At 55.5% G+C, this 24,300-nt stretch carries 45 protein-coding genes; all 45 read right to left on the bottom strand.

Annotation, left to right across the window (positions count from 1 at the left end):
• Positions 1 to 73 precede the first annotated feature (73 nt).
• The 45 genes from AOZ07_RS03105 to AOZ07_RS02875 all read right to left on the bottom strand — a co-directional run bounded on the left by AOZ07_RS03105 (position 74) and on the right by AOZ07_RS02875 (position 24,288).
• Positions 74 to 475 carry a DUF5361 domain-containing protein gene (locus AOZ07_RS03105; RefSeq protein ID WP_194943774.1) on the bottom strand — a complete coding sequence of 134 codons (402 nt, stop codon included), beginning with the start codon at positions 473 to 475 and terminating at the stop codon, positions 74 to 76.
• Between the two features lie 74 nt (positions 476 to 549).
• The gene (locus AOZ07_RS03100; protein WP_060700665.1) at positions 550 to 900 is read right to left on the bottom strand and encodes a hypothetical protein; all 351 of its coding nucleotides are present in this window, start codon (positions 898 to 900) and stop codon (positions 550 to 552) included.
• 97 nt (positions 901 to 997) lie between these two features.
• On the bottom strand, positions 998 to 1,531 hold the full coding sequence (locus AOZ07_RS03095; RefSeq protein ID WP_060700664.1) for a phage tail tube protein: 534 nt from the start codon (positions 1,529 to 1,531) through the stop codon (positions 998 to 1,000).
• 36 nt (positions 1,532 to 1,567) lie between these two features.
• Entirely contained in the window at positions 1,568 to 1,960 is a 393-nt protein-coding gene (locus AOZ07_RS18655) for a hypothetical protein (protein WP_194943773.1), read from the bottom strand.
• Positions 1,953 to 2,195, bottom strand: coding sequence for a hypothetical protein (locus tag AOZ07_RS03085; RefSeq protein WP_060700662.1), 243 nt, complete (start codon positions 2,193 to 2,195; stop codon positions 1,953 to 1,955). Before AOZ07_RS03085 ends, AOZ07_RS18655 begins: the two co-directional genes overlap by 8 nt.
• 2 nt (positions 2,196 to 2,197) lie before the next feature.
• A complete protein-coding gene (locus tag AOZ07_RS03080) occupies positions 2,198 to 2,542 on the bottom strand; it encodes a hypothetical protein (protein ID WP_060700661.1) in 345 nt (114 codons plus the stop codon).
• A gap of 2 nt (positions 2,543 to 2,544) precedes the next feature.
• The gene (locus tag AOZ07_RS03075; protein ID WP_060700660.1) at positions 2,545 to 2,940 is read right to left on the bottom strand and encodes a hypothetical protein; all 396 of its coding nucleotides are present in this window, start codon (positions 2,938 to 2,940) and stop codon (positions 2,545 to 2,547) included.
• A gap of 2 nt (positions 2,941 to 2,942) precedes the next feature.
• A complete protein-coding gene (locus AOZ07_RS03070) occupies positions 2,943 to 3,338 on the bottom strand; it encodes a hypothetical protein (protein ID WP_060700659.1) in 396 nt (131 codons plus the stop codon).
• A gap of 70 nt (positions 3,339 to 3,408) precedes the next feature.
• Entirely contained in the window at positions 3,409 to 4,431 is a 1,023-nt protein-coding gene (locus AOZ07_RS03065) for a major capsid protein (protein WP_060700658.1), read from the bottom strand.
• 12 nt (positions 4,432 to 4,443) lie between these two features.
• The gene (locus tag AOZ07_RS03060; RefSeq protein WP_060700657.1) at positions 4,444 to 4,812 is read right to left on the bottom strand and encodes a hypothetical protein; all 369 of its coding nucleotides are present in this window, start codon (positions 4,810 to 4,812) and stop codon (positions 4,444 to 4,446) included.
• A gap of 30 nt (positions 4,813 to 4,842) precedes the next feature.
• Positions 4,843 to 5,487 carry a hypothetical protein gene (locus tag AOZ07_RS03055; protein ID WP_194943772.1) on the bottom strand — a complete coding sequence of 215 codons (645 nt, stop codon included), beginning with the start codon at positions 5,485 to 5,487 and terminating at the stop codon, positions 4,843 to 4,845.
• Positions 5,488 to 5,630: 143 nt separating this feature from the next.
• Entirely contained in the window at positions 5,631 to 5,876 is a 246-nt protein-coding gene (locus tag AOZ07_RS03050; protein WP_194943771.1) for a hypothetical protein, read from the bottom strand.
• Positions 5,869 to 6,972 carry a VG15 protein gene (locus AOZ07_RS03045; RefSeq protein ID WP_060700654.1) on the bottom strand — a complete coding sequence of 368 codons (1,104 nt, stop codon included), beginning with the start codon at positions 6,970 to 6,972 and terminating at the stop codon, positions 5,869 to 5,871. The genes AOZ07_RS03050 and AOZ07_RS03045 overlap by 8 nt, the downstream gene beginning before the upstream one ends.
• A gap of 37 nt (positions 6,973 to 7,009) precedes the next feature.
• Positions 7,010 to 8,443, bottom strand: a complete 1,434-nt coding sequence (locus AOZ07_RS03040; RefSeq protein ID WP_194943770.1) for a hypothetical protein — start codon at positions 8,441 to 8,443, stop codon at positions 7,010 to 7,012.
• Positions 8,444 to 8,462: 19 nt separating this feature from the next.
• Positions 8,463 to 9,932, bottom strand: coding sequence for a hypothetical protein (locus AOZ07_RS03035; protein WP_060700652.1), 1,470 nt, complete (start codon positions 9,930 to 9,932; stop codon positions 8,463 to 8,465).
• A 77-nt stretch (positions 9,933 to 10,009) separates the two neighbouring features.
• On the bottom strand, positions 10,010 to 10,411 hold the full coding sequence (locus AOZ07_RS03030; RefSeq protein WP_060700651.1) for a hypothetical protein: 402 nt from the start codon (positions 10,409 to 10,411) through the stop codon (positions 10,010 to 10,012).
• 10 nt (positions 10,412 to 10,421) lie between these two features.
• Complete coding sequence (locus tag AOZ07_RS18075) at positions 10,422 to 10,955, bottom strand: hypothetical protein (RefSeq protein WP_075972404.1); 534 nt, start codon at positions 10,953 to 10,955, stop codon at positions 10,422 to 10,424.
• A gap of 269 nt (positions 10,956 to 11,224) precedes the next feature.
• Entirely contained in the window at positions 11,225 to 11,530 is a 306-nt protein-coding gene (locus AOZ07_RS18070) for an HNH endonuclease (protein WP_075972403.1), read from the bottom strand.
• Between the two features lie 168 nt (positions 11,531 to 11,698).
• A complete protein-coding gene (locus AOZ07_RS03020; RefSeq protein WP_194943769.1) occupies positions 11,699 to 12,100 on the bottom strand; it encodes a YheU family protein in 402 nt (133 codons plus the stop codon).
• A gap of 400 nt (positions 12,101 to 12,500) precedes the next feature.
• Complete coding sequence (locus tag AOZ07_RS03010) at positions 12,501 to 13,157, bottom strand: FmdB family zinc ribbon protein (protein WP_194943768.1); 657 nt, start codon at positions 13,155 to 13,157, stop codon at positions 12,501 to 12,503.
• Between the two features lie 490 nt (positions 13,158 to 13,647).
• On the bottom strand, positions 13,648 to 13,869 hold the full coding sequence (locus AOZ07_RS03000) for a hypothetical protein (protein ID WP_060700646.1): 222 nt from the start codon (positions 13,867 to 13,869) through the stop codon (positions 13,648 to 13,650).
• Positions 13,870 to 13,874: 5 nt separating this feature from the next.
• Entirely contained in the window at positions 13,875 to 14,249 is a 375-nt protein-coding gene (locus AOZ07_RS02995) for a hypothetical protein (RefSeq protein ID WP_060700645.1), read from the bottom strand.
• Positions 14,246 to 14,485: a hypothetical protein gene (locus AOZ07_RS02990; RefSeq protein WP_060700644.1), complete on the bottom strand. Its 240-nt coding sequence runs from the start codon at positions 14,483 to 14,485 to the stop codon at positions 14,246 to 14,248. Before AOZ07_RS02990 ends, AOZ07_RS02995 begins: the two co-directional genes overlap by 4 nt.
• A complete protein-coding gene (locus AOZ07_RS02985) occupies positions 14,482 to 14,661 on the bottom strand; it encodes a hypothetical protein (RefSeq protein ID WP_060700643.1) in 180 nt (59 codons plus the stop codon). Before AOZ07_RS02985 ends, AOZ07_RS02990 begins: the two co-directional genes overlap by 4 nt.
• A gap of 190 nt (positions 14,662 to 14,851) precedes the next feature.
• Complete coding sequence (locus AOZ07_RS18650; RefSeq protein WP_194943767.1) at positions 14,852 to 15,025, bottom strand: hypothetical protein; 174 nt, start codon at positions 15,023 to 15,025, stop codon at positions 14,852 to 14,854.
• On the bottom strand, positions 15,022 to 15,297 hold the full coding sequence (locus AOZ07_RS02975) for a hypothetical protein (protein WP_060700641.1): 276 nt from the start codon (positions 15,295 to 15,297) through the stop codon (positions 15,022 to 15,024). The genes AOZ07_RS18650 and AOZ07_RS02975 overlap by 4 nt, the downstream gene beginning before the upstream one ends.
• 26 nt (positions 15,298 to 15,323) lie before the next feature.
• Positions 15,324 to 15,530: a hypothetical protein gene (locus tag AOZ07_RS02970; protein ID WP_060700640.1), complete on the bottom strand. Its 207-nt coding sequence runs from the start codon at positions 15,528 to 15,530 to the stop codon at positions 15,324 to 15,326.
• Between the two features lie 259 nt (positions 15,531 to 15,789).
• Complete coding sequence (locus AOZ07_RS02960; protein ID WP_060700638.1) at positions 15,790 to 16,086, bottom strand: hypothetical protein; 297 nt, start codon at positions 16,084 to 16,086, stop codon at positions 15,790 to 15,792.
• A complete protein-coding gene (locus tag AOZ07_RS02955; protein WP_060700637.1) occupies positions 16,073 to 16,375 on the bottom strand; it encodes a hypothetical protein in 303 nt (100 codons plus the stop codon). Before AOZ07_RS02955 ends, AOZ07_RS02960 begins: the two co-directional genes overlap by 14 nt.
• A complete protein-coding gene (locus AOZ07_RS02950) occupies positions 16,375 to 17,295 on the bottom strand; it encodes a phosphatase domain-containing protein (protein ID WP_060700636.1) in 921 nt (306 codons plus the stop codon). Before AOZ07_RS02950 ends, AOZ07_RS02955 begins: the two co-directional genes overlap by 1 nt.
• Entirely contained in the window at positions 17,288 to 18,334 is a 1,047-nt protein-coding gene (locus AOZ07_RS02945; protein ID WP_060700635.1) for an RNA ligase, read from the bottom strand. The genes AOZ07_RS02950 and AOZ07_RS02945 overlap by 8 nt, the downstream gene beginning before the upstream one ends.
• Before the next feature lie 77 nt (positions 18,335 to 18,411).
• Complete coding sequence (locus AOZ07_RS02940) at positions 18,412 to 18,873, bottom strand: RusA family crossover junction endodeoxyribonuclease (RefSeq protein WP_075972402.1); 462 nt, start codon at positions 18,871 to 18,873, stop codon at positions 18,412 to 18,414.
• On the bottom strand, positions 18,831 to 19,028 hold the full coding sequence (locus AOZ07_RS02935; protein ID WP_060700633.1) for a hypothetical protein: 198 nt from the start codon (positions 19,026 to 19,028) through the stop codon (positions 18,831 to 18,833). Before AOZ07_RS02935 ends, AOZ07_RS02940 begins: the two co-directional genes overlap by 43 nt.
• Position 19,029: 1 nt before the next feature.
• Positions 19,030 to 19,485: a hypothetical protein gene (locus AOZ07_RS02930; RefSeq protein ID WP_194943766.1), complete on the bottom strand. Its 456-nt coding sequence runs from the start codon at positions 19,483 to 19,485 to the stop codon at positions 19,030 to 19,032.
• Positions 19,482 to 20,405, bottom strand: coding sequence for a hypothetical protein (locus tag AOZ07_RS18955; protein ID WP_207758469.1), 924 nt, complete (start codon positions 20,403 to 20,405; stop codon positions 19,482 to 19,484). The genes AOZ07_RS02930 and AOZ07_RS18955 overlap by 4 nt, the downstream gene beginning before the upstream one ends.
• A 9-nt stretch (positions 20,406 to 20,414) precedes the next feature.
• Positions 20,415 to 20,774 carry a hypothetical protein gene (locus AOZ07_RS02920; protein WP_060700631.1) on the bottom strand — a complete coding sequence of 120 codons (360 nt, stop codon included), beginning with the start codon at positions 20,772 to 20,774 and terminating at the stop codon, positions 20,415 to 20,417.
• Positions 20,771 to 21,088 (bottom strand): hypothetical protein, encoded by a 318-nt coding sequence (locus tag AOZ07_RS02915; protein ID WP_060700630.1) that lies wholly within the window; start codon positions 21,086 to 21,088, stop codon positions 20,771 to 20,773. The genes AOZ07_RS02920 and AOZ07_RS02915 overlap by 4 nt, the downstream gene beginning before the upstream one ends.
• Positions 21,078 to 21,689 carry a DUF6378 domain-containing protein gene (locus AOZ07_RS18950; RefSeq protein ID WP_207758468.1) on the bottom strand — a complete coding sequence of 204 codons (612 nt, stop codon included), beginning with the start codon at positions 21,687 to 21,689 and terminating at the stop codon, positions 21,078 to 21,080. Before AOZ07_RS18950 ends, AOZ07_RS02915 begins: the two co-directional genes overlap by 11 nt.
• A complete protein-coding gene (locus tag AOZ07_RS02905) occupies positions 21,686 to 21,901 on the bottom strand; it encodes a hypothetical protein (protein WP_060700629.1) in 216 nt (71 codons plus the stop codon). Before AOZ07_RS02905 ends, AOZ07_RS18950 begins: the two co-directional genes overlap by 4 nt.
• Positions 21,898 to 22,179, bottom strand: a complete 282-nt coding sequence (locus tag AOZ07_RS02900) for a hypothetical protein (RefSeq protein ID WP_194943765.1) — start codon at positions 22,177 to 22,179, stop codon at positions 21,898 to 21,900. The genes AOZ07_RS02905 and AOZ07_RS02900 overlap by 4 nt, the downstream gene beginning before the upstream one ends.
• A complete protein-coding gene (locus AOZ07_RS02895) occupies positions 22,179 to 22,412 on the bottom strand; it encodes a glutaredoxin family protein (protein WP_060700627.1) in 234 nt (77 codons plus the stop codon). The genes AOZ07_RS02900 and AOZ07_RS02895 overlap by 1 nt, the downstream gene beginning before the upstream one ends.
• A 121-nt stretch (positions 22,413 to 22,533) precedes the next feature.
• Complete coding sequence (locus AOZ07_RS02890) at positions 22,534 to 23,025, bottom strand: hypothetical protein (protein WP_060700626.1); 492 nt, start codon at positions 23,023 to 23,025, stop codon at positions 22,534 to 22,536.
• Positions 23,026 to 23,034: 9 nt separating this feature from the next.
• Positions 23,035 to 23,532 (bottom strand): single-stranded DNA-binding protein, encoded by a 498-nt coding sequence (locus tag AOZ07_RS02885; RefSeq protein ID WP_060700625.1) that lies wholly within the window; start codon positions 23,530 to 23,532, stop codon positions 23,035 to 23,037.
• Complete coding sequence (locus AOZ07_RS02880; protein ID WP_060700624.1) at positions 23,533 to 23,715, bottom strand: hypothetical protein; 183 nt, start codon at positions 23,713 to 23,715, stop codon at positions 23,533 to 23,535. It lies immediately after the preceding gene.
• Positions 23,716 to 24,288: a hypothetical protein gene (locus AOZ07_RS02875; protein ID WP_194943764.1), complete on the bottom strand. Its 573-nt coding sequence runs from the start codon at positions 24,286 to 24,288 to the stop codon at positions 23,716 to 23,718. It lies immediately after the preceding gene.
• Positions 24,289 to 24,300: the final 12 nt, after the last annotated feature.

The following is a 24,300-nucleotide window of genomic DNA, read 5'->3' as shown; positions in this document are numbered from 1 at the left end:
CCTTCCCGCCCGATTTTGGGCGTGCAAAAGAGGGGTTGAGCTAATGAACGCTCAACCCCTCAGTGGTAGATATTTAGCGGGATTTGCGATTGAAGTAGGCGGCTTGCTTCGGCGTGATGCGAAGAATGCGACCGTCTTTCGCCCGATACTCAACGAGCCCATCGTCAGGCTGGCGAGCGCGCCTTTCGGCCATGCGTTTCTGCATTTCCTTGATGGACACAGGCCGAGCGCTAAAGTTCTGCGAAGACGTATCTTCGAACCCTGGACGGGGAATTGGCTTAGGGGGCTTCTTTCCCTTTTGCCCATCCTTGGTTTTCTGCCAAACCAGCACGCGCAGTTCATCAATCTGCGCGGCGGCCAACTGATGCGCCAATGACCAGCCGCCAGCAACCGCCGTCAGAGTCACTGATTCCTCGGGAAGATGAACCACAAGGTCAGTCGCTTCACGCAAGCCAAGCGCCCGCAACTCTGCCATGCTCAGGCCGTAGAACCTGCGCACGTCAGCTCTAACCTGCCCGCCATACTCTGATAAGAGATAGGCGAGCTTGGTTAGTTTGGGGTTGCTGCTTCCAGCAGATCAGCGAGCAACTGCGCACCATCCGTGATGTTCACGCGGCCAGTCTCTTCGTCGCGGATCTTCTCCAATAGCTCGTCATACTTGGGCTTGCCGACCATTCGACGCAACAGCCGTCCCGAGTAGCCGGGGTTTTCGTCAACGTAGCTCAGTTCATCCAACAGTTCGAAGTCATCGAACAGCTCTTCACGAATGCGAAGCTCAATGCCCCGCAGCTCGATGACGCGGTAGCCATCTTCAATGACGACTTTCTTCTTGCGGTCCTGGGGCTTCTTAGCGCCAGCGGGAATCTTCGTGGAATCAGTTACCTTGATTGCTTCAGCCACAGCGGGGCCTCCTAAAAATGGTGAGCAGGGCAAAAGGTTTTAGAATCCTGTCGGGCGCGGCCCCGCTAAAGCACGCCCGACAGGTGGTTTTCAGTGGCTAGGCTTCGCCGTCATCCAGGTAGATGTAGGCCTTCACGCCGTCCGCGTCTGGGTAAGCGGTCAACGTAATGTCGTAACCGGTAGCCTCTTCGTTCTGGTAAACGATTTCGCCTCGCTCAGTCACCTGCGCATCAGGCAAGACGATTCGAATCGAGTGCTTGTCATCGAGAACGTCGATGACAACGACGTTGTGTGGCGACTGCGCGCCGGTCACCTTGACTGCCGAAGCGGTGGCGGTAGCGTCCGCGTAATAGATCTGCAGCGACAGCGCGTTAGTTTCCAACATGACAAGCTGGAACGTCACGTCATGCGAGGTCTGAACCTTGCGAACGGTGTCGCCGTTCTGCCACGCCGTAATGTCGGTAACGTCTGTTTCGATGGCCTGAGTAACGCCGTCAGGGCCGATGTATCCAACGTCCTTGAAGGCGGCTGCGAGCGCCGCAACAGCATCGGTCGGCAGTGTTGTCGCGATGGGTGCGAACGACACGGCGCCGGTAGTGGCGACGCGAACATTCTGAGCAGTATTCACCATGACTTACCCCTTTCTGGGCATAAAAAAGGAGCGAAGCTAAATAGCTTCGCTCCTTGTCAAGATTTCGTAATTTTGTCTAAAGCGTGGAACCTTCGCATCAGGGTCAGGCATCCACACGATCCCGCCAGACGGGCGAGCTTTATAAATGAGCACGCTCTTCAGCCGCTCATTCCGTAGCGCTTTCAAATGCGCTTCAACGTCTAACGCGAGGTCAAAAGCTTCGGCCTCGCTTGCACCCCAGGAATCAACAATGACGGACCGCCAACCATGCACAATCGATTCATCGCTACCCCCTGAAGGCTCTATGAGAACGAACTTCGTCGGCCGTGGATTAGGCACGCGAATAACTGCAATGCGAACCGCGAGGGGCGTAGACAGTGCCGCCTGGATCGCTGACAAATGATTGCCGTAACGTAATAGTTCAGCCACCGCCCACCGCCTTAGACAGAGCGCCAGCCTTCGCCTCTGCACGCATCGCATCGGCTGTTTGTGTGTAAACGTTCGCGATTACACGATTGCCCATCTGATGCACTCCAACTTCGAAGCCCTCGCCTGCTTTGACAGCGATGCGCTCAGCTTCGCCGCTCACTACTGCCTCAACTTCGCCGCGCTTACGAAGCTCGTTGAATCCGGCAATGTGCAGCTTCACTTTGGTTTTCGCCATGGTTACCCCTCTACTCTTTTGAGCCTGATTCGATAACCGGGCGTGAATCCAAATGGTCCGTGGTTGAAGTCCTCGGGCTTTCCCTGCGCCTCCAGTGGTTCCGGTTCGTTAGGTAGCGTCACCTTGTCCCGGTGCTGGGTGAACGGCTTGGAGCAATATAGGTCAATGTCGTGGTCAATGCCTGAGGAAAGATCGCGAATAGGCTGATCCGGGCCAGGAGGCCCCCACCCGTAAACGCTGACTTCAATCGGCGGCAAGAAAACCTCGATAGGGTTTCCCCAATCGTCTACCGCGTCAACAGCACGCGCTTCATGCAAGACTTTGAACCGCTCAGGAAAAACCGGCATGCTCACCGCCCTGGAATGATCATGAATGCCTTGCGGTTCCGATTCCCTCCGCCCAGCAATTGCCGGTGCAACTTGGTAAGGAACAAGGAGGCCTCGCGGGCGCGGAAGGAAAGCGACTGAGAGAACGGGCCAGCCGTAAATGTCTGTTGAGAAACATCGTCGCCGTCGCTTGCATCAACTTCACGCTTCAACGCTGTTGCGACCATTTGGCACACAACAAGCTTCACAACATCCGTGTCTAACTTGCCCGAACTGATACGCCCATCGATACCGGGATAAAGGCCCCGAATAATGGTGCTCGCCTCGGCAAGTTTCGTTTCCGCGACCTCGCGAAGTTCCTCAGGTAAGTCCGGCCAGTGCTTCACCAAATCTTCAAGACTAGCGAAAGGCTCGGCCATGACTATTCAGCCTTGCGAGGGCGACCGCGCTTAGGCGTGGCTGGCTTAGTGAAGTCTGGTTCGCCCGATTCCTCACCCTTGCCGTTTGCGTCGCTCTGCGCGTCGCCTGTGCCCTCTGTGTTTGCATCAGGGTCGGAAGCGACCTGCGCCTTGGCTTCGGCAAGAATGGCCTTTGCCTCAGCTTCAGCCTTAGCGATGATCCCCGCCGCGTCATTCTCGGCGCGAGCAATGATCAAGCCAACTTCATCCGGCGCGCCCGAAGTGAACTGCACGGCAAGCGCATTCGAGTCATTGCGCTTAGCGGTAACCCAATCGGGCAATTCGTCGCCCGGCTGGAACTCGTGCAACTTGCCGGATGCGTCAAGCGCCGAAGAATGGCCTAAAGAAATGTTTCCCATAATAGGAACCTCCAAGATTGATGCCACGTTGGGCCGCCCAAACTTTGGACGGCCCGACGTTGGCTAGTGGCTAGGTGAGCGCCAGGCCGGAAAGGGTCAGGTTTGCGTTTGGAACTACCGGCAGCGCGATTGCAGACGCCTTAGTCCACTGAGACACTGGGTCATTGTCCGAGTAGGAGCCAACCACGATGCCCGGCGCGTCGGTCGAGTCGATGCCGTAGTTCTCGTCCAGTGCCTCGGCGGTAACGCCCCAAAGGGTTTCGCCGATCTTCTGGCCCGCAGGTGGCAGGAACAGAACGCGCTTAGGGTCAAGGATTGACTGCGCGTTGCCGTCCTCCCCCTGAATCTGGGCTTCGTAAACGGTGAACTTAGGCAACTGGAACGAAGCCAGCAGCGCGTTCAAGGCATCCACGGTGACGATGTTCTGAGTCGAACCCGCTGGCAGGATGTAGCCACGGATTGCGCTGTTGCGCAAAAGCACCGAAATGAGCTGGTCGGAAACCAGCGCCTCGGCAGGTCGGATACCGTTGGTTGCCTTGTACACGGCAGACCATGCCAGCAAGTCCGCGATAGGGTCGGAACCGGCCTGATCCCATCGAATTACAGCGGTCTGCGTATGGCTTGCCTTGCGACCGAAATTGGCCTCAAGTGCAAGCCCGTTCTCAGACAAGGTAACCTTGCCCAAGTTCAAAGCCTCGCCACGCGCAATCTCAAGACGCGCCTTGATTGCTTTTGCGAGCTCAACCGCATCATTCAGAATCGCATTCTTGATGCCTTCGTCAAGCTTGCGCATCTTCAGGCGGTCGTACTCGCCCAGGCGGCGCTTCTCCGAAATTGGAGGCAGCTCGCCATTGATGCGAGAAATGCCGGTACGGCCCGAAATGGGCGACTCGGCATCGTAGGCACGGAACGAAGCAGCGCGAGAGAGGCCGCCGCCGCCAACCGACGCACGGAAGTCAATGTCATCGGTTGTAACGTCCGGAAGGTAAGCCGACAGGGCGAAAGCGTTCTGCGGCAGATCGGCCAGCGCAGAGCGAACATAACCGGTCAGCTCGGCGGGGTCAATGTATTCAGTGGATAGCACTAGTGCCATTTAGGTTGCCTCCTAGGCGAAAATGATTCGACCGGCAGCAGTTTCCTGACCGGCAGCGTCTACGGATACGGGCAGCTTGGCGGTCTTCACGCGACCATGCTCAAGAATCGCGCCGCCGATTGGGGTCGCGGTATCCTCGGGAACTCGCACAGTAGTGAACAAGAAGCCAGCCAAAACGGCTTCAGCAGTCCAAAGAACGTACTTCTCGCCGGATTTAGCCAGCGGAAGGCCAGACTTCAGCCAGCCGTCAGGGTAATGAGTAGCCTTAGTGAACGTCGAAGCGTCCAAGGTAATGGTCTGCGCCGCGTTAGTGCCGTGGGCAGAGCCGAGCCAAGACTGGTCATCCTGGCCGAAGGATTCACGCTTGATAGTGATATCCATGGTTCCCTCCTAAAGGGGTAAAAGGTTTGCTTACTTTTTTCGGCTTTCGTAGAGGTCGCGCCCTGCGTCCAAAGAGCTCGCGGGCGCTCCACCGCCGCCAGCGCCAACGCGTCGGTTCACCCGGTTGCGCGCATCGGTCGCTAGTCGCTTGGCGAGATTCGACCGCTTGTCGGCATCGGTTACTGAAGTCAGCAGTTCAATGTCCGATTCGTCTTCGATGTGGTGGGCTGCAGCCAGCTTCAAGACCTCAATCTGAGAATCCTTAGCGGCCAACTCGGCATCTTTCGTGGCAATCGTCGCGTCGCGTTCGGTGATGGATTCGGTCAATGCCTCGTTCTCGGTGCGCAGTGAATTGCGGTCATCACGCGCTTTTCGCAGGTCGGCTAGGAGCGATTTCTTGGATTCGTCGGACTTGAAATCGTCCTCAGGCTTTTCGCCTTCGTCGCCCTCAGGTTTGCCGTCTTCTGGCTTTTCGCCGCCTTCTGGCTTGCCTTCGTCTCTTGGCTCGCCTTCGTTAGACGCGTCGTTATTCGAGCCTTCGCCCGAATCTTCGCCGCCCGGCTTGCCGTCCGCGCCAGAACCGTCGTTGCCCTCAATGAACCGAGCTCCGCGCATGCCCATCACGGACATGTAACTAGGGACCTGCTCAAAAATAGGCATAGCAAAACGAGACATTCTTACCTCCACAGTGATTTTTTGCCGTCTCGGCAACTACCCCGGCACCATCTAGGGCGGGAAAACTAAAGCCCGAAAGCAAACAGCTTTCGGGCATGAAAAAACCCCGCGTCACCAGGACACGGGGTTAGGAAAATATTTGGTTAGGCGGCGGTGCTTCGCCTAATAACGGCGGCAACGCGTTTGGGGTCGCCAAACTGCTTGAACTCGTCGATAAGTTCACCGTCCACGGGGAAATCGTTTTTTGCCGCAAAGGACATGGCAACATCAGCGGCAAGCCATTCTTCGCCAGCATCGTTGAATTCATCAACCAGTTCAATTTCTTCTGGCTTCAAACCAGGGCGCACGTCATCAGCTAAACGCTGCGCGAAATCTACTAGGTTACTCATAAGTCCTAGGATACCTCGATCTGTCGATGTTCCGAAGCTTCTCTGGCTTCAGCCCACTTTCGGTAAGTTTGAAAATTTCGGCGCCTCGCATTGGGTACGCGCTGTGAATGGCACCCTCCTTGACCACGACTCGAATCAGAATGTCTTGATATATTCCTTCGGCCAGCTCAAGTGCATCATCTGGAGCGGATTTTTTCCCTCGGCGAAGTGTCGTAAATATAGCGTGATCGATCTGAGGCTTGCCCCAGTTTTTCGGGAATAGGTTCTTTCCCAATTTCCCGCTGGAAAACAAGTGGCCGCCGCCTTGTTCATCACCGTGCAAGATGTGGTTCCATGCTTTTTCAGTCGGCTTCAGTTGCGGTTTCCCGTCCGTGAAATCATCCGGGAACATCTCGCGCATGCGCCCCGCAATCGTCTTATCGTCAGGCTGCAAACCATCAGAAAGAACTTCATCACGCGCCTTGTTGTACTTCTCTTCCAGCGCATCCGGGTCATAACCGGCGAGCGCGGGCGAATCATCGAATGACGGGATGATCATGCATCGGTCATCGTTGTGGAACTCGTTGCCGACACCGCCAGCGGTTTGCTCGGTTGCGTAGACCCATCCGCGAGAGGCCAGCATGTGGCACCATGCGCACGTTTTACCGCCAGCCGGTACACGCGCCCAGAAGGTGCGTGCTGTGTCTTTAGAGGCGTTGACGTGAACGGTTTCGCGTGCCGTGTATTCCACGAATCGTTGCAAGCGCCCGTTGAGTGAAGCGACTACCTTGGCGGGGTTATCTGATTCGAATTGCTGGGCCGAGTATTCGTAGGCGTTCCTGGCTTGTTCGTCGGGAACGTTTGGCGCGAGCGTTGCGCGATAATCTGCCGTTGCGCTGGACTGTTCCCGCAGCAGGTCGTAGAACTCGGCCGCAACCGTGCCGGACAGATTACCGTATCGGCGACATAGTTCAACAAACACATCGCCAAGGGCTTCGCGCTTTTGATCGATAGGCCAATCAGACATTAGGGCGTAGGCGTCCGAAAGGTCTTTCTTCGCCGAATCAGAAATTTTATCTAGCGCCGCACGATACTTGTCAACATCGGCACGTTTCACTTCGCCCCCTAACTGCTCAAAGGTCGCTCAGTGAAAACTAGGCGATTGGCTCGGTTTCCGGTTTCGGCGCTGGTTCGTTCGCGGGCTGCTCCGAATCGGCGTTTCCTTGTGGGTTTGCCATTCGGTCCAGCATTGAGCGTGCTTCGCTCTTGCGCATGTAATCCATGTTTCGGCTGATCTGGTCATCCGATAACCCATAGAGCTCCATGGAGAGTTCGGGGTCGCCGGTTGGGAACGCCTGGGCATATTTCAGGGCCGCATCCGACCGAGCAGCAACAGTAGGTGTGCCAGGGTCAGCGAATCTGATAGATAGCCCGCGAGTATCAGCCTCAACCGATGCGAACGAAGCGCCACGCTTCACAGCGAGAACCTTGCGCGCAAGATTCAACATCGCCGATTCGTAAGACAGTTCAATCTGATATTCGATCAGCGAAACCATGTCAGCTTCAGCAGCTCGAATCGCGTCTGCCGACGCCGGTTGATTCTCCTGGATGCCCAAATAGCTCATGGGCATAGAAGTTTCTGAAGCAACCTGCAAACCGATTGACTTGAACATGTCCGAATGCGGTTGCATCGAAGCCTGAGAAAGCTGTTGCAACTGTGCACGAACAAGCTTGCCTTCTTCGTCATCCCAAATATCGGGTAGCGCCCAAATGCCGCCCGTTATGGCCTTCCAAACATCAATTGGTTTGCCGTCTTTGTCAGTGAAATGCTCTTCACTCGCACCAAGCAATGCACGCTGAGGAGCACTAAAGAACTCCGCAGTTACTTCCATGCGAAGCAAAGTGCGAACGCCACGCTCAATCGAGCCAATCAGCGGACGGGTAATACGCGAGCGGCCAAAAGGCCGGTCAATATCCCAATCCCAAATGAAAGGCTCGCAGCCAACCACGTCATGATCTTGGCGCGCTTTCTCAACGACAACCCAACGTCCGTCTACGCGGTCAACGGCAAGAATCCAGCCGGGCACATGCAGATTGGTCTTGGAACCGTCTAGAACTTCTAGAGCCGCCGAAACAGTGCCGGTGCGCGGGTCCATAATGCAGGTAGATTCAAGCGCCGACCGGACAGAGATGACAACCTCAGGTTCGCCCGCATCCATGACGCCTTTAGAAGTGAAGACGAAGGCCGGGCCATGCTTCATTGAAGACTTGATAGCGCCACGCAAGGAACGTGCAACGTAGCGGCCTTCAAATGTCTCTTTTAGGTCGGCCAGGGCGCTAGCGTTGCCCGGCAGCCGGAATCCTTCTGGGCGAATACGAGATGCCGGAACTGAAACAGTTTTTTCAGCCCAGCCGACCGGCGTTTGAAAGTCAACCATATGCGGAGGAACTGAAAAGCCGATGCGATCTAGACGGCGCTTTGAATCATGCAAGTTCTTTCGCAAATTATTGCGGTGAGAGCGCTTGCGAATGGTGCGAAGCATTCCTTCGAATAAAGAGCGCTCCGATGCGTCCAATTCACGTTTCACGCGCATCGCCGCCTTTCAATTAGAGAACTACCGCATGGCGTTTCTTCGTAGTTTCTTTAGATGTTGACCGTTGTCGCCGAGCAAACTTCGTCGCTCCGAATAGCGCGCAAGTGGCTGCCATGGTTGGCATTAGGTCAACTTCCAAATCTGTTCGGTTCCATTTGAATGAACCTGGTCGATTTTTGATTGGGTCCTTGACTGTGCATTTCAATGACTCGTAGAAGGCGTCTTGCTCAACGAACCACGTCACCGACTGTTCACGGTGGAATGCGTGATAAAGCTGGCCGCAGCCCTGGGTGAACTCGTTGGCGTCCAGAACTCGAACCATGAGCCCGCGCTTTTTCAACGGCGTCTCTAGCAGGTCGCGAGCTGGGCTGTAAGCATCAAGTACTACCGGGATTCGACGCTTGCACCGTTCCCAGAACCATTCGACAACCGCCGAAATGCCGCCCGAATCAAAATCAGTGTTCGCCGCAAGTTCCAAATGCATCGCGTCATCAGTCGGCAACGCCGCGCAAATCGAAATACGGGTTTTCTCAGGATTCATATCCAGCCCGAAAGCAATCGGCGCAACCTCAGAATCAATCTGCTCAGCAGTCAACGCTTGGCGCTTCAAAACCTTCTCAGTGAACGCCAGTTCCAACTTCGCTGCAGGTGACGGGAACATGTTCAACCGTTCACGCGCAAAGCTTCGCGCTGACATACGCTCGCATTCGCCTTCAATGGTTGATTCAGCGATACGCGACCCGCCAGCTGGGTTTGCATCAGCCCAGTTCTTGCGGTCGCGAACGAAGGCCTGAAGCTCAATCTCGGTCATCTTGTCCAACTCGCCCTGGGGTGAATGCTCTACCCAAGCAGAACGGTTAGACCGGCCCGTAACAGCAGCCGAGCGAACACGAATAAAAGGCGCGCCTCGCTCGCCGTCTGTCTTCGGAGGCGTGCCCATATAGACAATCACCGGGTCACCCGAAGGCGAAGCTGAAACGGTGGCTTCTAGAGCCTCCTGCTCGTCTTCCTCGTATTCCTGAGCTTCGTCAACAATCAAGAAATCGAACGAAGAGCCACGACCAGCGCCACCAGTACGGGCGCCGACCTCGATAAGCCCACCATTGCTAAGCTCAATCGCCTCTTGGCCGTTCGTTTTACGAATCTCAACAACCATTGCATTGAGCTCAGGGAACGGCGCGTTAGGGTCATTGACCTTGCGACCAAAGAACGACATGAGACGCTTGAACGCCTTGCGCGCCGACGTGAGCAAGTGCGAAGTGTGCAAAATCTTGAATCCGAGAACAACCATCAGGTAAAGCTCCACGGCCTCAAGTGCGCCATTCTTGCCATTCTGGCGAGCAACAGACAGCCCCCAAGTAGAAGCTACCCATCGCCCTTCTTCAGTCATGCGAAACCAAATGCGAACCGCATTCGCTTGCCATTCATCCAAGATCAGCCCGTAAGCGGCGGCAAGCTCAATACACGCTTCAGCGTGAACCAAACTCGCATTCTTGCACTTAGGCGAAATCTGATAGCGAGCGGACTGATTACCGGCGAATGACACGACAGAATCACCCGCTAACCAGTTTGTTGAGCCACCCTCGCCCGAATTTCGTCAAGAGCAGTCACGCCAGCCGGAACCGGCTTAGCCTCACCGCCCTTAGGTGCGGTTGCTGAAAGCCCGAAGCGAGCAATCTTTTCGACCAAAGTCGCGAACACCGATTGCTGTTGGCGAGCTTCGCTAAGGACATTTTGAAACTTCACTTCAACCGAAAAAGGTTCATCCTCGGCTTCAGGGAAATCAAGCCGGAAAACCATCAGCTCTAAAACACCCTTGCCCTGAATGACGTTATCGAGTTCATCCAGGCGATCAGCCGTGCGAGCGGCCTCAAGCACCAGAGCATCGCGAGCAATCTCGCCCGTCCTTAGCGCCTTCCAAATCTCAACGCCACGTTCACCAAGCCCAACAGGAATATCCACCGGTTACCCCCTACAGCTTGAAGATGCGCCCCGTAACTGCGATGTAACGGCCCGCCGTGTATCGTTCGATGTTCCGACCGTCGCGAATCTTGCGCCCCGGCCCCTCTTCAGCTTCAACGAAGACATGAACGCCCTCGGAAGACTGCGAAATCTCAGTGAAAATAATCCGTTCAGGAATCGCCTGGATTGCCTCAGCAGCCCAACCGGCAACCCGCCCATTCGCGATGCAATGGTCAAAGTCGTAACAGCCGATACCGTCACCCAAAACAAAACCCATGCCAACGCCAGCAGATGACCCGCGAGCAGTCGCAAAGTCCGACCATGTGCGCGAATCCGTAGAACTCGCCGGACTGCCTGAAGCGGTCACCGGGCGCTTGGAATTGGTACGCCTTACCCAACGGTCACGCGAAGTCATCTCAACCGGGAAACGCTTTTCCTCGCGGTGCGCGTAAACCCTGCATTTCGAGCTGCAAAAGCGTGCTCCAGCGCGAGGCAGGTTCATCGGCCCGCCACATTTTGCATACGCGCAACGCTTCGTTTCCATGCCCTAATTCTACCATTTTGTAACGGATAAACCCCGGAATCACGGGGATTTTTACGGGCGCGCAACCTAACCGAAACCAAGCCTAAAATCGGTCGAAACGGCCATTTGCAAAACACCTAGTCAGAGGCAAAAGCCAGCCAAACGCCCAAGCCAGAAAGCTCGGGGGGATATTTTCGCTATGCAAGGAGGGGCGAACCCGGCACCCCCTGTCAACCCCTTACCCCCACCCTTTTTGCCCGCGACTTTTTCCACAGGCTGTGGGTTTCGCTTCACCATTTGCGTGAGGTTTTGAGGGGTTGGCGGGCGAGGATGCTTTTTGTTTTGGGGGCGGTGCGGTTGCCTTTGCTGATGTTGCATTGTCGGCAACAGACAACAAGGTTTGAGGGGTCATCGGTGCCGCCTTTGGAATGCGGGATGATGTGGTCAACCTGTGCGCCGTTGAATGCTCTTCGGTCTTGGTAGTTGAGCCTATGTGAGCAGTAAACGCATTTGGTTTGTCCGTTGTCTTGCGCGTCTCTTAGGACTTTGCGGGCGGTATTTAGCCATTGGCTTGTGCCTGTGCGTGATGTGGCCATGGTTCACCGCCTTGTTGCTTGGCTTCGTTGCCTTGCGGGTGTTGCGTGGTTGTTCTCGGCAGAGTGTGCGCCCGACCGTAAGGAGTATCGGGCTTGCTCATGGCGGCTCACTCTTCGTTCCTATGTCGCCCACATGACAAAGCGGATAGGTGACGTTGACCGAGGGTCTTAGGGGGCAGGGGTGTTGCCGGGGTGGAGGTACTGCCCAGGGTCTTCGCCTGGGGTGGGGGTCTTACTGAGCAGGGGGGCTAGGTAGCCGAGTACATCGCCACCGGTGGCTATGACCGGCGCGAGTTCGGCGCGTTTATCAAGACTAAGGTTTGTTGGTAGCACTAGGAGGTTGGCAACTAGGCCTCTCCCATGTCCGCTGGGTCGTATGACCTTTACCCATGATCCGTTATCAATTTCGATTGATTCGTGACCGTTGGACCAGCGCACTACTGCGATTCCCGCGAGGCTTTCAGTGAGTTGCTTCACCACTGCCAATGGTTGCTCGTGAACAATGACAACGTTTCCTTGGTCATCGTCAACGGTGTTTATTATGGCTTCGATGATGTGCTTGTTCAGCAAGGCGCCTCCTAGGATTGTGGCCGCGACTGGCACCAGCATGTGCCTAGGTAGTGTCCGCTTGGAGAGTGGATTCCCAGTAGTCGGTTGATCCATTTTCGGGCGAGACGTTTCATTAGGTCTTCCCTTCAAAGTTTGTGACGGTCTGCACTCTGCTCACTCGCATGGATGCTTTGTTGAGGGTGGCCCGTCTGGTGCCGATGCCGTGATTCGAACACGAAACCTACCGCTTACAAGGCGGTTGCTCTGCCGTTGAGCTACTAGGTCATTAAATGCCGATAGCGCCAACTGAAGGGGTTGAGTCTTTCAGTTGGCGCTATTTGGGCATGAAAAAAGCCACCGTTTCGGGTGGCTTGGCGGGGATACAGTTTTCCCCTAGAAATGAGGGTAACAGACTTTTTGCTTACTCGCGAATCTTTTGGTGTGCGGCGAGTAGGTCGATTGGGAAATAGAGACGTCGCTCTTTTTCGCCAAATCCGATTCGCTCTAGCACGTAGCGAACGTGTCGCCGATCAACCCAGTTTTCGAAGGTTTTCTTATTGAGCTTCACGCCGCTTTGGGTTTCGAGTTCTTCGCGGGCTTCTCGTGGGGGTAGTGGGGTTTTTCGAAAGTAGGCCGTCCTTTCTGCCCTGAGTTGGTCCAGGTCGTACCAGGCGCCGCAATTTGGGCATTCGGTGCTGTCTGCGTCGGGCGCGGCTTGTAGCTGTTCCCCGCATTCGTATTCTTCGCCGGTTGCCCCGTCTGTGAGCATTGTTAGGCAGTTGCCGTAGACGTGTTTTTCCATGGGGTTATCTATGGCACGTTCGGCTTTCGCTAGTAGGCCCTGCAACATCGGCAGGAATTTCCCGGCGAATTTGTCCTTGGCTAGCTTCGAGGCATCGAGCGCTACTATCTCGCCGTTGGTTTTGATTTCTACCCATAGTCGGAGTGCTGAGCGTACTTCGAGCGCTCCGACGCGAACGGGCATTGCTGGCTCTGTGGTCATGCCTTCGCCGCCTTCGCGGTTGCGCGGGGCGGTTGCGTCGAGCCGGGCCATGGTGATGAATAGTTCGTCCATCATGTCGGGGACTTTGTCTAGCCAGGCTTGCAGGTCGCTTATGCATTGCCCGCAAATGGGTTGTTCGGTGGGGTTTGCGCAATCGTCTGAAGTGCATTCTGCCACTGTGGTTTATTCCCCTTCGTCGGTTAGGTGGGCTTCAATTTTGATTACGGTTTGTGGGTCGCTTCGAAATTCTCGGCTTAGCCCTCGGTCGCGAACTTTGATTTGCGTGGTGAGGAATCCGTGAGTGATTTCGGCTATGCGTCCGCTGAGGCCCCCATTGCCGGGCACGAAGACTTCCAAGCCGAAATGGTCGATGTTGTTTAGCCGCCCCAGCTGGATTGGCTGCATGTCTCGCGAAGTGTTCAGCATTGCCGTTTGCCCTTTGAGTGGTTGCGGCGGCTTTCGGTTTTGATTGATCCGATTGCTGCTGCTACGAAGATTGCGGCGGTTGACATGGCGACGATTGCAATTGCTGTGCCTACAATCCAGCCGAGAAGTGTTAGGGCGCTCATAGTTGTATGCCTCCGCTGCTCCCCAGGTTGTCGAAATCTTCGGGCGTGATTGGTTTCGGGGCTTCACCCCTTGCGACCAAGGCGGCATGGGGTGGCCGTGTCGGGCGTTTTTGGTTTACGTCGATTGTGATCGGCAATTCGACTTTGCCGAGGTTGATTTCTTCGCCGTTCGGAGTGCGGGCGAAGAGGTCTAGCTCGATGTTGTGGATTGCAGCCATGTTGGTTAGTTACCTTCCATGAGTTGGCGGGTGGCGAATCGTTGAGATGCTTGGTCCAGGTAGAAGCGCATCCGGTTTTTGCCGTCATGGATTTCCCATAGTTCAGCTTTTGGGATTCTGGGCATGGGTGCGGGTCGATTGATCCATTCGGCGACGGTGGCACGCAAGGCATAGATGTCGAAGCCGAGCATGGCATTGACGAACTCTTTCGAAGGCGAGAATTCGAATGAGTGTGTCATTTCGGTTGGAGTGTGAAGTCTCTGTTCGCTCATGGCCTTGATTTCGGGTTCGATTTCGAGAATGGCTTCGCTGATCGTGCCGAGCTCTTGCCAGTTGTCGCCGTCGATTGGTTCGCCTGGGGGTGCAAAGTAGACGGTCATCGTTTCGCCTTTCGTAGTCCTTTTTTGATGCCGTATTTGAAGACTTTCTGACCGGCAAAGAATCCTTCGAGGCATTCGGCGCTTCGAAGTGCGGCGTAGGATTCACGTTCTTTGAGTCGGCCTTCATTGCCGGTGGCTTTGCCGAGTCGATAGCCAGCCAGATACTCGTCGGATTTCGAGAACAGGAATAGAGCCTCGGAGGTTCGAGGGCCGATTTTGCCGTCATGCGGAGTCATCGCCTTACCTCCTTGCTGTAGGCGAGGTATGAGCGCAGAAGGGCGTAGGCCATTGCTGGGCGGTCTGCGCGGGCCATTCGTTGCGCGCCTCGCATGATCAGCCATTTCTTGCCGAGTTTGAAGAGTCGAAACTTTTGGTCTTCAGCGGTCAGGGCCGCGATTACTAAGTTGCTCATTTGGTGCTCCTGAATCCGATTCGTTGGCGGTCTTCCCATTCGGGTTCTCGGTAGTGCCGGTGCCCTTCGTTGGGTTCGTACTGGTTTGCGTGTTCAACTTGCGAGGTTGCTCCCTCTGGGGCTGGTTCTTCACTGCGGATTGCCTCGGTCATTGCTTCGAGGTATTCACAAGCGGCGCGGTAGAGGCGAATCATTCGTTGTTTTCTCTCCCGTCGAGTGAGTGGTGGGTGTGCAGCCACCGGTCGCCGTCTTCGTGGTAGATAACTTCGCTGGTCGGACCGCACACGCATTGGTCTTGGTTTTCGGTGTCGTGGTCGATCAGGTCACCGTCTGGGTAGACGTGCCAGTGTCGTGGGTCGCTCATTTGACTGCCTCAAAGGGCACCCGAACCCGGTAGGTTCGAATCTTGATCGGCAGCACCCATTCGCCGTCCTCGGCTCGTTGAATCCGGCCGCTCGACCAGCGCGTGTTCTTCTGGCCAAGCCGTTCGAGATCGAAGGTGGGGATAATCAGCCGATTGCCGGTGAAGATGATTCGAGCGTCCTCGGGGATATGGTGGCGTAGCCCGTTGGCGGCGAACCATCGAATCAGTCTGTTGATCAGGGCTGGCGAATGGATATGTTCTGTGTAGATCATTCCGGGTTTCATTTGGTGGCCTCGATTCATTGAATGTTGACTAGGTGATCTTCTTGGAGGGTGGCGCCGAATATTCGCCCGTCCTTGCGGAGCTTGATTTTGGTTTCGTAGGTTCCGGTGTGCTCGACGCTCCACAATTTCCCGGCGAAGTGCCGTTCTGGGTTTGTGAGGCTGAATGAGACGTGCTTGCCTCGGTCTACGCCTGATAGGCGTTTGGCTTCGATGTTGATCATCTGGTTTCTTTCGCTTGGTGGTATCCGTGTCTGCCGTAGCCGTAGATTTCGGCTGGCGTTGGTTTGTCGGCGAGAACGGCGAGCAGGTGAAGCATTGCGATGCTGCCTGCCTTCGCCGTTGTCACGTCTTCAGGGTCAAATCGGGGGTCTTTGATCACTTCGGGTATTAGCCGGGTGATCTTTGTTGCGAGCCTTTCGATTTCGGTGTGCAAGGCATCGCGGTTCGTGCGTGCGGGGTGGCCTTGCGGTTTCCGATTGCTCACTTGCGCGGCCCTGCTAGCGCGTAGTTTGATTTGCGGTCTATTTCGGATTCGGGCGCGAATGCTTTGGCGAAACTTTCGAAAATTTGCGCCCATGCTTGCCCGGCTTTGGCTATCCCGTCGCCGATGGATTCGAACGCCGTGGTTAGCTGTCTTGCTTGCCATCCGATGGGGTTGAGCTCGCGGCGTTTCTGGTCGGTTTGCTCTAGCGCTTTGCGCATGTACATGTTGGCTATGCGTGGTTGCCGGGTTTCGATTGCTCGACGTGCGCGAGTGATCAGTTCATCGGTAGTCATCAGGGTTGCCTCCTGTGATTTCGTGGATTCGGTCAATTGATTGCGCGGTGGATTCAGGGGCGCGGGTATGAATTTGGTATCCGCGGATGCCGCTGATGGTGATTTCGGTTTGCGAGCCGAGGTGTAAAGGCCGGTACATGCGCCCGTCGAATGAATCTTCAATCTCCACTTGCTGGTCGATCTGGATTTCAGCGCCTGGGCTTTCGGTGTAGAGCATGATCTGCTCACCGTCAGCCATTTCGACAGCTAATCCGATGCGCCGGATTCTGCGAGGGTCAAAGGTGGCCATTAGAAGTTCCCTTCGGCGACTTGGAAGACGGTGAGGCCGATTGCGCGCCACATGTCTACGACTTGCTTGCGGTCATCGAATACGCCGGCGACGTTGTACTTTCCTCGGATGTGTTCGTTGAACAGCTCGTGCTTGACTGTGGAATCTTTGCGCTTGTCGCCGGCGGGTCGCATGTGCAGTTCGGTTTTCATGAACCGCCCGATGAATTCGTGATTGGCGAGCCATTGAACGGTCTCGGTTTCAAATTCCTGGCTTCGGCCGGTCATGAATACGATTCGGTGACCCATGGCTGCCAGGATCTGGACGATGTGAGCCACAGGCTTGTTCACGGTGTCCAGGTGAACCTTTGACCCGTCGTAAATGTCACGGTCCCCGCAGAGTGCGATGGTTCCGTCAATGTCCACGAGGTAGACCGATTCAAGCCCTTCGGTTGGTTCCCACGGTTCCCATTCCTCGGCTGCTGGTGTATCAGCCTCGGGGTGTGGGAGTGCTCGCCCGTTGAGGAACTTGGCGTGCATTTCGCGAATGACTTTCTCAGGCACAACCTTGTCTGCTGGGCGCTGCAAGTTCTGTGCAAGCACGGTTTCAAGGGGAACTTGCGTGAAGTCCTTGACTTCGAATTCAGCGCCGACGACGTTGGCCAGCGTGGCCCATTCGCGGGCATGGCGTTGGCGCAGGTTGGTGTCGTCCACGATTACTTCGAATTGGGCGCGCAGGTAGGTGCGTGCGAGGTCGTGGCTGACCTTGGTGATTGCTTGTTCGGTTTCGTGGATGCTGTTGCGCTGGTCGAAGTGGATCATGGCGCGCAGTGCGTCGCGGTTGATGCGTACGCGTCGTGCTGGGTCTTGTAGTACCCAGGCTTCGGCGTAGGTGGTTTTCCCGCTGCCGGGCAGTCCTCGGGTGATGGTGAGCTTAGACAATGGTGCCCTCTTTCTGGGTGGTTGGGCGTACTTGCTTCCATGCCCATTCGGTGATGGGCCAGTCATCTAGGAGCTGGAATAGTGCAGGGCGGAAGTGGGAATATTTGACGGCTTCGATGGCGAACTCTTTGCGTCCCCAGCCGTCGGGGAGGGTTTCGAGGATCGCTTTGTATTCGGATCGTGCGCCGAGCTCGATAAATTCTTTGGCGCGGGTTAGTTCACCGGCTGTTTCGGTGGCCCAGCGGTGGAATTCGTCTGGAAGGCCTTCAATGAGCTGTTCGAGGGTTTCGCCAGTGGCGAGGTGTTCCCAAATGGTTCGTTCGTTCCACCCGGTGACGATGCGGTGAAGCCTCACGTAATCGTCTTGCTTGATCTTCACGCGGACGTTCGAGTGCGCGAACCAGATCACCATTCCTTCGGCGTTCTTGCGCGGTGGAGCTGCGAGAGCCTGGGCAAGTGACGCGTATGGAAGCTGCTCTACTTCTTCGCCAGGCCAGTCGATGTGCTGGGTTTTGACGTAATCGCCGGTCTTGATTGAAATTCCGCCAAGAAGGACAAGATCATCAGTGTCCCCGTAGTCGAGAACGATCCTGTTTTCGGGGTAGATGATTTCGAACAGCGGGGTTACGCCGGCTGGTGGTTTCCAGTCGGGGTATTTCTCCGCCAAGATCCGGGTCGCATGCAATGCTTGTTCGCTGACCAGGGAGCCACGGGTTGCGATTCGGACTGTCCCGTTTATCGTGTAGGCGATGCCTAGCGAGCCGTCCATCTTGTCGGTGATGATCACCGGTTCGTTGGGGGTCTGCGCTTCAGGTTCGTTGTGGTTGAAGAACTTCGGGAATGGGCGAGCAATCACCGTGCCGGCTTCGTTCGTGATGATGCCTCGGCACTGGCTGGTTGCTTCGTTCCATCGGCGATCCCACTGTGCTTTGTCGGTGTAGTTGTAGATCGTGATGCCGTTGATGCTGCGGGCGGTGATGTATCCGGCTTTGATTTCGTCGGCTAGCAGTTCGGGGTTGATGATTTCTGAGATGTGCATGGTGTTTCCTTTCGTTTTTGGGCATAAAAAATGCGCCTGTGCGGCGCTAGGGGTTGTTCGGGTGTGGTTGTTTGGGTTTAGGGTTGTTCGCCTCCCAGTGAGGCGCGCAGCGCTTCCCAGAGTGGTTCGACGGTGATTGATGCGCCGGGGGCATCGTCGGTGAAGCGTTTCTTCGCGTTCCAGGTGACGATGCGGGCATCATCCTTGAGTAGCCCTGACTGTTGCAGTGCGTCGCCTACAGCCCTTTGCAGTTTGTCCAGGTCGAATGGGGTCGCTGGGTAGTCCTTGAACTTCGGTGTCTTCGGGCGCAAGATCCAGAACGTCACTGTGACTTTCACGGGCTCATCCATGGGCTCATCGGGTGCGTGAAGCTTGGCGACACGGGTTACTTCATCCCGCCATGGCTTTAGCTTTTTGGATGACTCAGCCATCCTGCCCTTGCCGTAGAACGTCTTCGATCCCTGTCCGGCTGGCGTGCCGGCAACAAAAAAGTTGATCACTTCTGTTTCATCTCCAAACTGGTTGCTTCGATTGACCATTTACCGACCGCCTTTGCTTCGTCGTCGTAGGCCAGAAGCCAGAAGCCCCCCCGTTTGGGTGACTTGTCCAAGACCTGCCAAAGTCCGGGATACTCTTCGTGGCGTACGATCATGCCGATCTTCGGCTTCACTGGGTTGAGTTTCTTCTCGGCCATTTCACTTCTCGCTTTCGGATACAGAAAAGCCACCCTCGTTGAGAGTGGCTTGCATGTGTTTGGGTGGGTCTACTTTGATTCCGCGTCGGGTGAGTTCGTTGTACCTGTCCTCAGCGCCTTGACGAACCAAAGCATCCCACCGTTCAGGATCTCGTTTTCGGAAACTGACCGGATTGGGTGCTTTGTTCTTTGGTGGCTCCAATGCGCGTTCGGTTTGTTCGCGCCGGTTTAGTTCGGCAGTGATCAAGCGTCGGATCGTTGCAGGATTGATTACGTGCGCACCTTCACCGTTAGCGTTCTGCCCCGCGTAGTGCTTCTTGATAGCCCAACGAGCAGCGTTTGCGTCAACAGTGCGTAGACCTTCCCACCAAATGTCTACGTTCGCGTCGTTCAGTTGGACGCGGGGATCTGCCTGATTTGCATAAGTTAGCGCCTGAGCAACTTCGTGTTCCATCATGATTCAATCTCTTTTTTCTCGAATGGGTCGCAATCAAGTCCACCCTTGCCCTTGGCTGCGACACGTTGCACTAGGTCAAAGCCTTGCTGTAGACGCTGGTCTGATTTCGATAGGTCAGCCCGTGGTGGCAGTGGGTCGTCTTCCCAGCGGTCTTGGTTTAGCCAGGTTGAGGGCATGGGGATGAGCTTGCCTTCGGGGAGGTTTGGGTCATCTCGCAGTCGTTCTGCCCCGGCGATGATGGTTTCGACGTTGGCACGCTTCTTGGCTTTGATGAATGCTGTGCATGCTGCGCCTTTGCCTCCGCGCCGTGGGTATATTTCCCAGAATCGGGTGAAGTCTGCTGGGTAACCAGGAGTGGTGTCTACGTCATCGACTGGCAGTTCCTCTTCGATGAGTTCGAATTCTTCTGGCTCGTGGTCTGGCGCGTCAGCGTCGGACAACGTAACCCGAAGTTCTGTTCCTCTGTTCCCCTGTTCCTCTGTTCCTCTGTTCCCCTGTTCCTCTGTTCCGGGCGCGAGGGTTTCGGGAAGGCTCGCGACACTCTCGCGAATCTCAGAGTCTCGATAGTTCCAAGTGCCGTCTGGCCTGGGGTTTCTTCCTTTTCCAGGCTTGTCGATCCGTTGGATACTCTCCCACCAACTGATGTACAGCAGACGGTCGGTTTCGGTGGTGTACCGATGCACCAAACCGGCTTGGTGAAGCTCGGTAATAGCTTCGGACACCCTCCCGACGGTCTCGCTACCTTTCGCGAACATGTCGCGAGGGAACACATCGGTAACGATCAGCTCGATATCATCGATGCCCACACCGTTATCGTCAACGTAGGATTCAAGGCCCTTTAGAACTAGTCGCGCATCCCACGAAACTGAGGCGATGCGCCGTGACTTCCAAAACTCAGGCTTCGTAGAACGAATGCGCATTATTGCTCCTTATTTCATTTGTTGGTGGATTAGGTATCGGATGAATGAACGCCGGTTTTCTTCGTGGTCGCTGAGTGCATACCGGTAGCCGTCATCTTCGGGTTCGTATTCTTCGCCCTCAAATTCGAGGCACCTGCCGTCTAACCGGTGGAGGTCTTGAACTTCGGATAGGATCTCGGTGATCTTTGCTGGTGTGGGTACGTTGCCAAGATGTGGGCTAATGGCTCCTATCAGCGTGGTTTCCTGATCCGCGGTCAGCGTGAGCGGGTACTGGTTGCTTTTCTGCTGTTCCAGGTACGCGGTTTCAAACGCGCTGAGTACAGCTTCGACAGCCTCACTAACACGCGGCGTTACGGGTTGAATACTCATGACTGTTCCTCCTTGTACTGGTTAGCGCGGGCACGGATTATCCGTATGATGTGGCGCCCAGCAATGATCTGCCCGTTTTCATGAGTGTGTCCGGGGATATCCGCTTCGAGAACATGCGCCATGTCGGTGAGCGCTTCTGCTTTCGCTTCGGCGCGTACCTGGTCGAGCCAGCGGTCGAATGCTGAAATGGCCTTTTCGTCTGGAGTTCTCACATGACGCTTTTCGCATTCCATGTAGGCGGCCAATACAACGTCGGTGCTCGGCGTGTATTCCCCGCCGTGGGTGGTCGCTGCGTGCTTCTCATTAGCGCCCATCGTGGGTCTCCTTGTTTGCGATTTCTCCGCCGAGTGCGATGTACCCGGCAGCGTCTACCCATGAGTCCTTGTGTGCGGGGCTGGTGATGAGGCGTGAGACCTTCAACTGGGTTAGGCACAGGGCAACATCGGTCGCGGTTACTTCAACGCCTAGAATCGGTTCCCACAGGTTGGCGATGCGTTGGAAGTTTTCGGATGCGTCACCGTAGTCTTTTGCCCGGTCGCCGTTGATCAACTGCTCGGCAGTGGTGAGCACTGTTTCGCGGGCGAACTTGGCTGGCTGGTCTGGCACTTGTGCGAAGACCATCACCCCGCTTTCGATGCAGTCCAAATCAATCTGCTCACCAAGCGGGGCGTTCTGGATCTCACCATTCTCGGCTGGCCGCATTAGCTTTTCGATGCCATTGTTATGATCTGCTTCAAGGTCAATACGTTCGTCAAGCAGTTCAAGGAACCTCTCGTTGCCCCTCAGTCTCCTTCCGCTATCCATGAGTACGTGCACCTCGTGTCCACTGGTGGATTCGACAGTCCCAATTTCTCTGTATCGGATGCTTCTGTGGTTGGTGACTCGTACACGGTCACCCTTGTTGAAATTGCTCATTTCTTGCTCGCTTTCTGTTCGCGCAACACATTGCTGATAGCCGTGCGTGCGGTCGTGTCCTTGTAGGTCAGTGCGTTGTATTTCTTGCGTGATTTGAGTTCCTGTTGAATGTGGCATTCGCACCCTGGTTCAAGAACGCCCTTGGGCTTGTCCTTGCAGAAGAAGAACGGGCTGATACCACGGCAGATTGCGCAGCATGGGAAGTCGTTCATCGGATCACCATGTGTACTTTCCTGCGCTGTTCCATGCGGCGTCGATCTGCGCTGATGCGGTTTAGGAACACTTCGAGGTTCTGCTTGTTGCGCAGTGTTTGCGGGTCGTTGCCTCGCCCGTTTTCTGCTTCGCGCTTGGTCTTGGTGCATGGGTTGCACATTCCGTAGTTGCCCATTGCCATGGTTTTTGGGTATTCCTTGGACTTGTATTTCCTTGGGCGCATTGGGCGTTCGCATTCAGTGCATTTGGGTAGGTCCTCGTAAGCTGGCTTGCTCATTAGTTCACCGCCAATTCGTTGATGAGGTCCGGACGGTATCCGTACCAGTGCGAATCTTCAGTGACGACTACTGGGGCTGCTTGGTAGCCGAGCGTTTGGGTGACGTACTTGTATGCGCCGGCATCCTGGGTGATGTCGATCTTCGTGTATTCAAGACCAAGCTGGTCAAGCTTCCTCATGGTTTGGGTGCACTGGACGCAGGATGGCTTTGAGTAAACGGCGATTGCGGTCATGAAAAAAGTCCTTAGATAGTGGTTTGGGCTGGCACCGTGATTGATGCCAGCCCATGTTCTGGATACTAAAAAAGCGCTACCCGGTGCGGGTTAGCGCTTGTGAGTAACTGTGTGAATACTGCTATTCAGTGGATAGCTCGAATGACTCCGTTACCGTTCCGTTCGGAACACGGAACTCGAAGTTTTCCGCTGAGTACATATCGAACGGTGCCAGCCACCATGGGCTACCGGAATAGTGTCGGGTGATCAGAGTGGGGTCTTCATCGACTTCATAAATGGTGCTTCGTGAAGCATCCACACGCTTGAGCTGCGAACCTCCACCTTCTAGCTTCTCGATGTAGTTGATTACTGATTTATCCGACATGTAACCAGTGCCGAGGAAGAAGCTGCCGCTTGCCCCTCCACTGTTCCCCATGGCCTGTAACTTGTGGGTAGTTTCGCTCTGGTAAGGAACCTGAACGAAGAGGCCAACTATGATCCAAATTAAGAGGAAGGTTAGCCCGGCGACGATACTGCCGAAAAAGGCGGATGACACGAAGCCGAACACTCCGTCTTCAAGGGTGAACCCAACGATGACAAGCGCGAGGATGACGCACAAAATTATGAAGATCATTGGTTCTCCTTAGAAAGCTGGGCTGTCGGACGGGTCGCCCCACCCGCCGTTGTTCTGCTGTTGTTCTGGTTGCTTCCACGGGTCGGCCTGTGTTTGCTGTCCACCCCATGAACCACCACCACCCTGCTGCGGGGTCACCTGCTGGGCAGGAGGCTGGAAACCACCACCGTTACTGCTGTCGCGCTTAGGGATCACATGAACACCCCACGCGTTCACATCCAACGAAACACCCTTGCCGGAACCGTCCTTCTTGTCATACTCGCGCTGGTAGAACTCGCCCGTGATCTTTACCCGCGTGCCCTTGGTGAGCTGCTTGGCGTAGAACTCGGCAAGCTCACCCCAGATCGCCACGTTGAACCAGTTCTCAGCCAGCGTGTCCCAACCGCCCTGGTCATTCTTCTTCGACTTGGAATCAGCGATGCGGAAGTTCAAAACAGAACGTCCACTAGGTGTGGTGCGCAGTTCCGCGTCCGCCGCCAGATTTCCAGTTGCAATAATCTCAGCCATTTATTTGGCCTCCTTGATTTCGATGGTCATTGTGTAGGTCTTTTCGATGTCGCCTTCGTCGCTGTACTGCTCAACGACGATGCTCTTGCCGTCACTGGATGCGCTGTATCCGTAGTCGCCTCCCACCTCATTCGCGAGGGATAGATCAGCGACCAATTCTTCGATGTTGAAATCCTTAGCCATTTACTTACCTTCTTCGTTGTTGTCTTCTCGTACTGTTGCGAGGATCTTTTGCGCGTCCTCAGTGCTGATCTTGTTTGGGTGATCCCAGTTAGCGCCGACAATCTGTCCAGCGTGCGCGAGCATTGCCGGACCGTCACCCTGATAGCCCGCCACAGTGAGCGCATTGGTGATTGCCTGCCACTGAGCCACCCACGGTTCGGTTACTGGCTCGGCAAGAACGTCAACGTGGTGTTGCTTGACCTTCTTCTGGCTGATGCGAACCGGGATAGTGAACGCCGCGTCAATGTGCGACATGGCGACTACTTCCACCCCGCCAACCTTTTCGCCCGCATAGATCACTTCAGGGTTATTGACCAGTTTCACTAGCCGGCCAATCCATTTATCCGTCTCAGTCCCCCACCGGTATGACAGGACACGGAGCATGCCCTTGGATGGCTTCCAAGGCCTACCGTCCATGCCAGCGAGGTCGATGATGACCGGCTTGTTACGATCGCCAGGGCGAACATTTTGGATAGTCGCAATGACCGGTGCGCCGGTCAGATCCGACGCGTTGAGCTGGTCACTCTTAGCCACGAGAGCTGCTGA

This window comes from Glutamicibacter halophytocola (assembly GCF_001302565.1).
GTDB classification, from domain to species: domain Bacteria; phylum Actinomycetota; class Actinomycetes; order Actinomycetales; family Micrococcaceae; genus Glutamicibacter; species Glutamicibacter halophytocola.
This window is presented reverse-complemented; position numbering and strand designations above follow the sequence as displayed.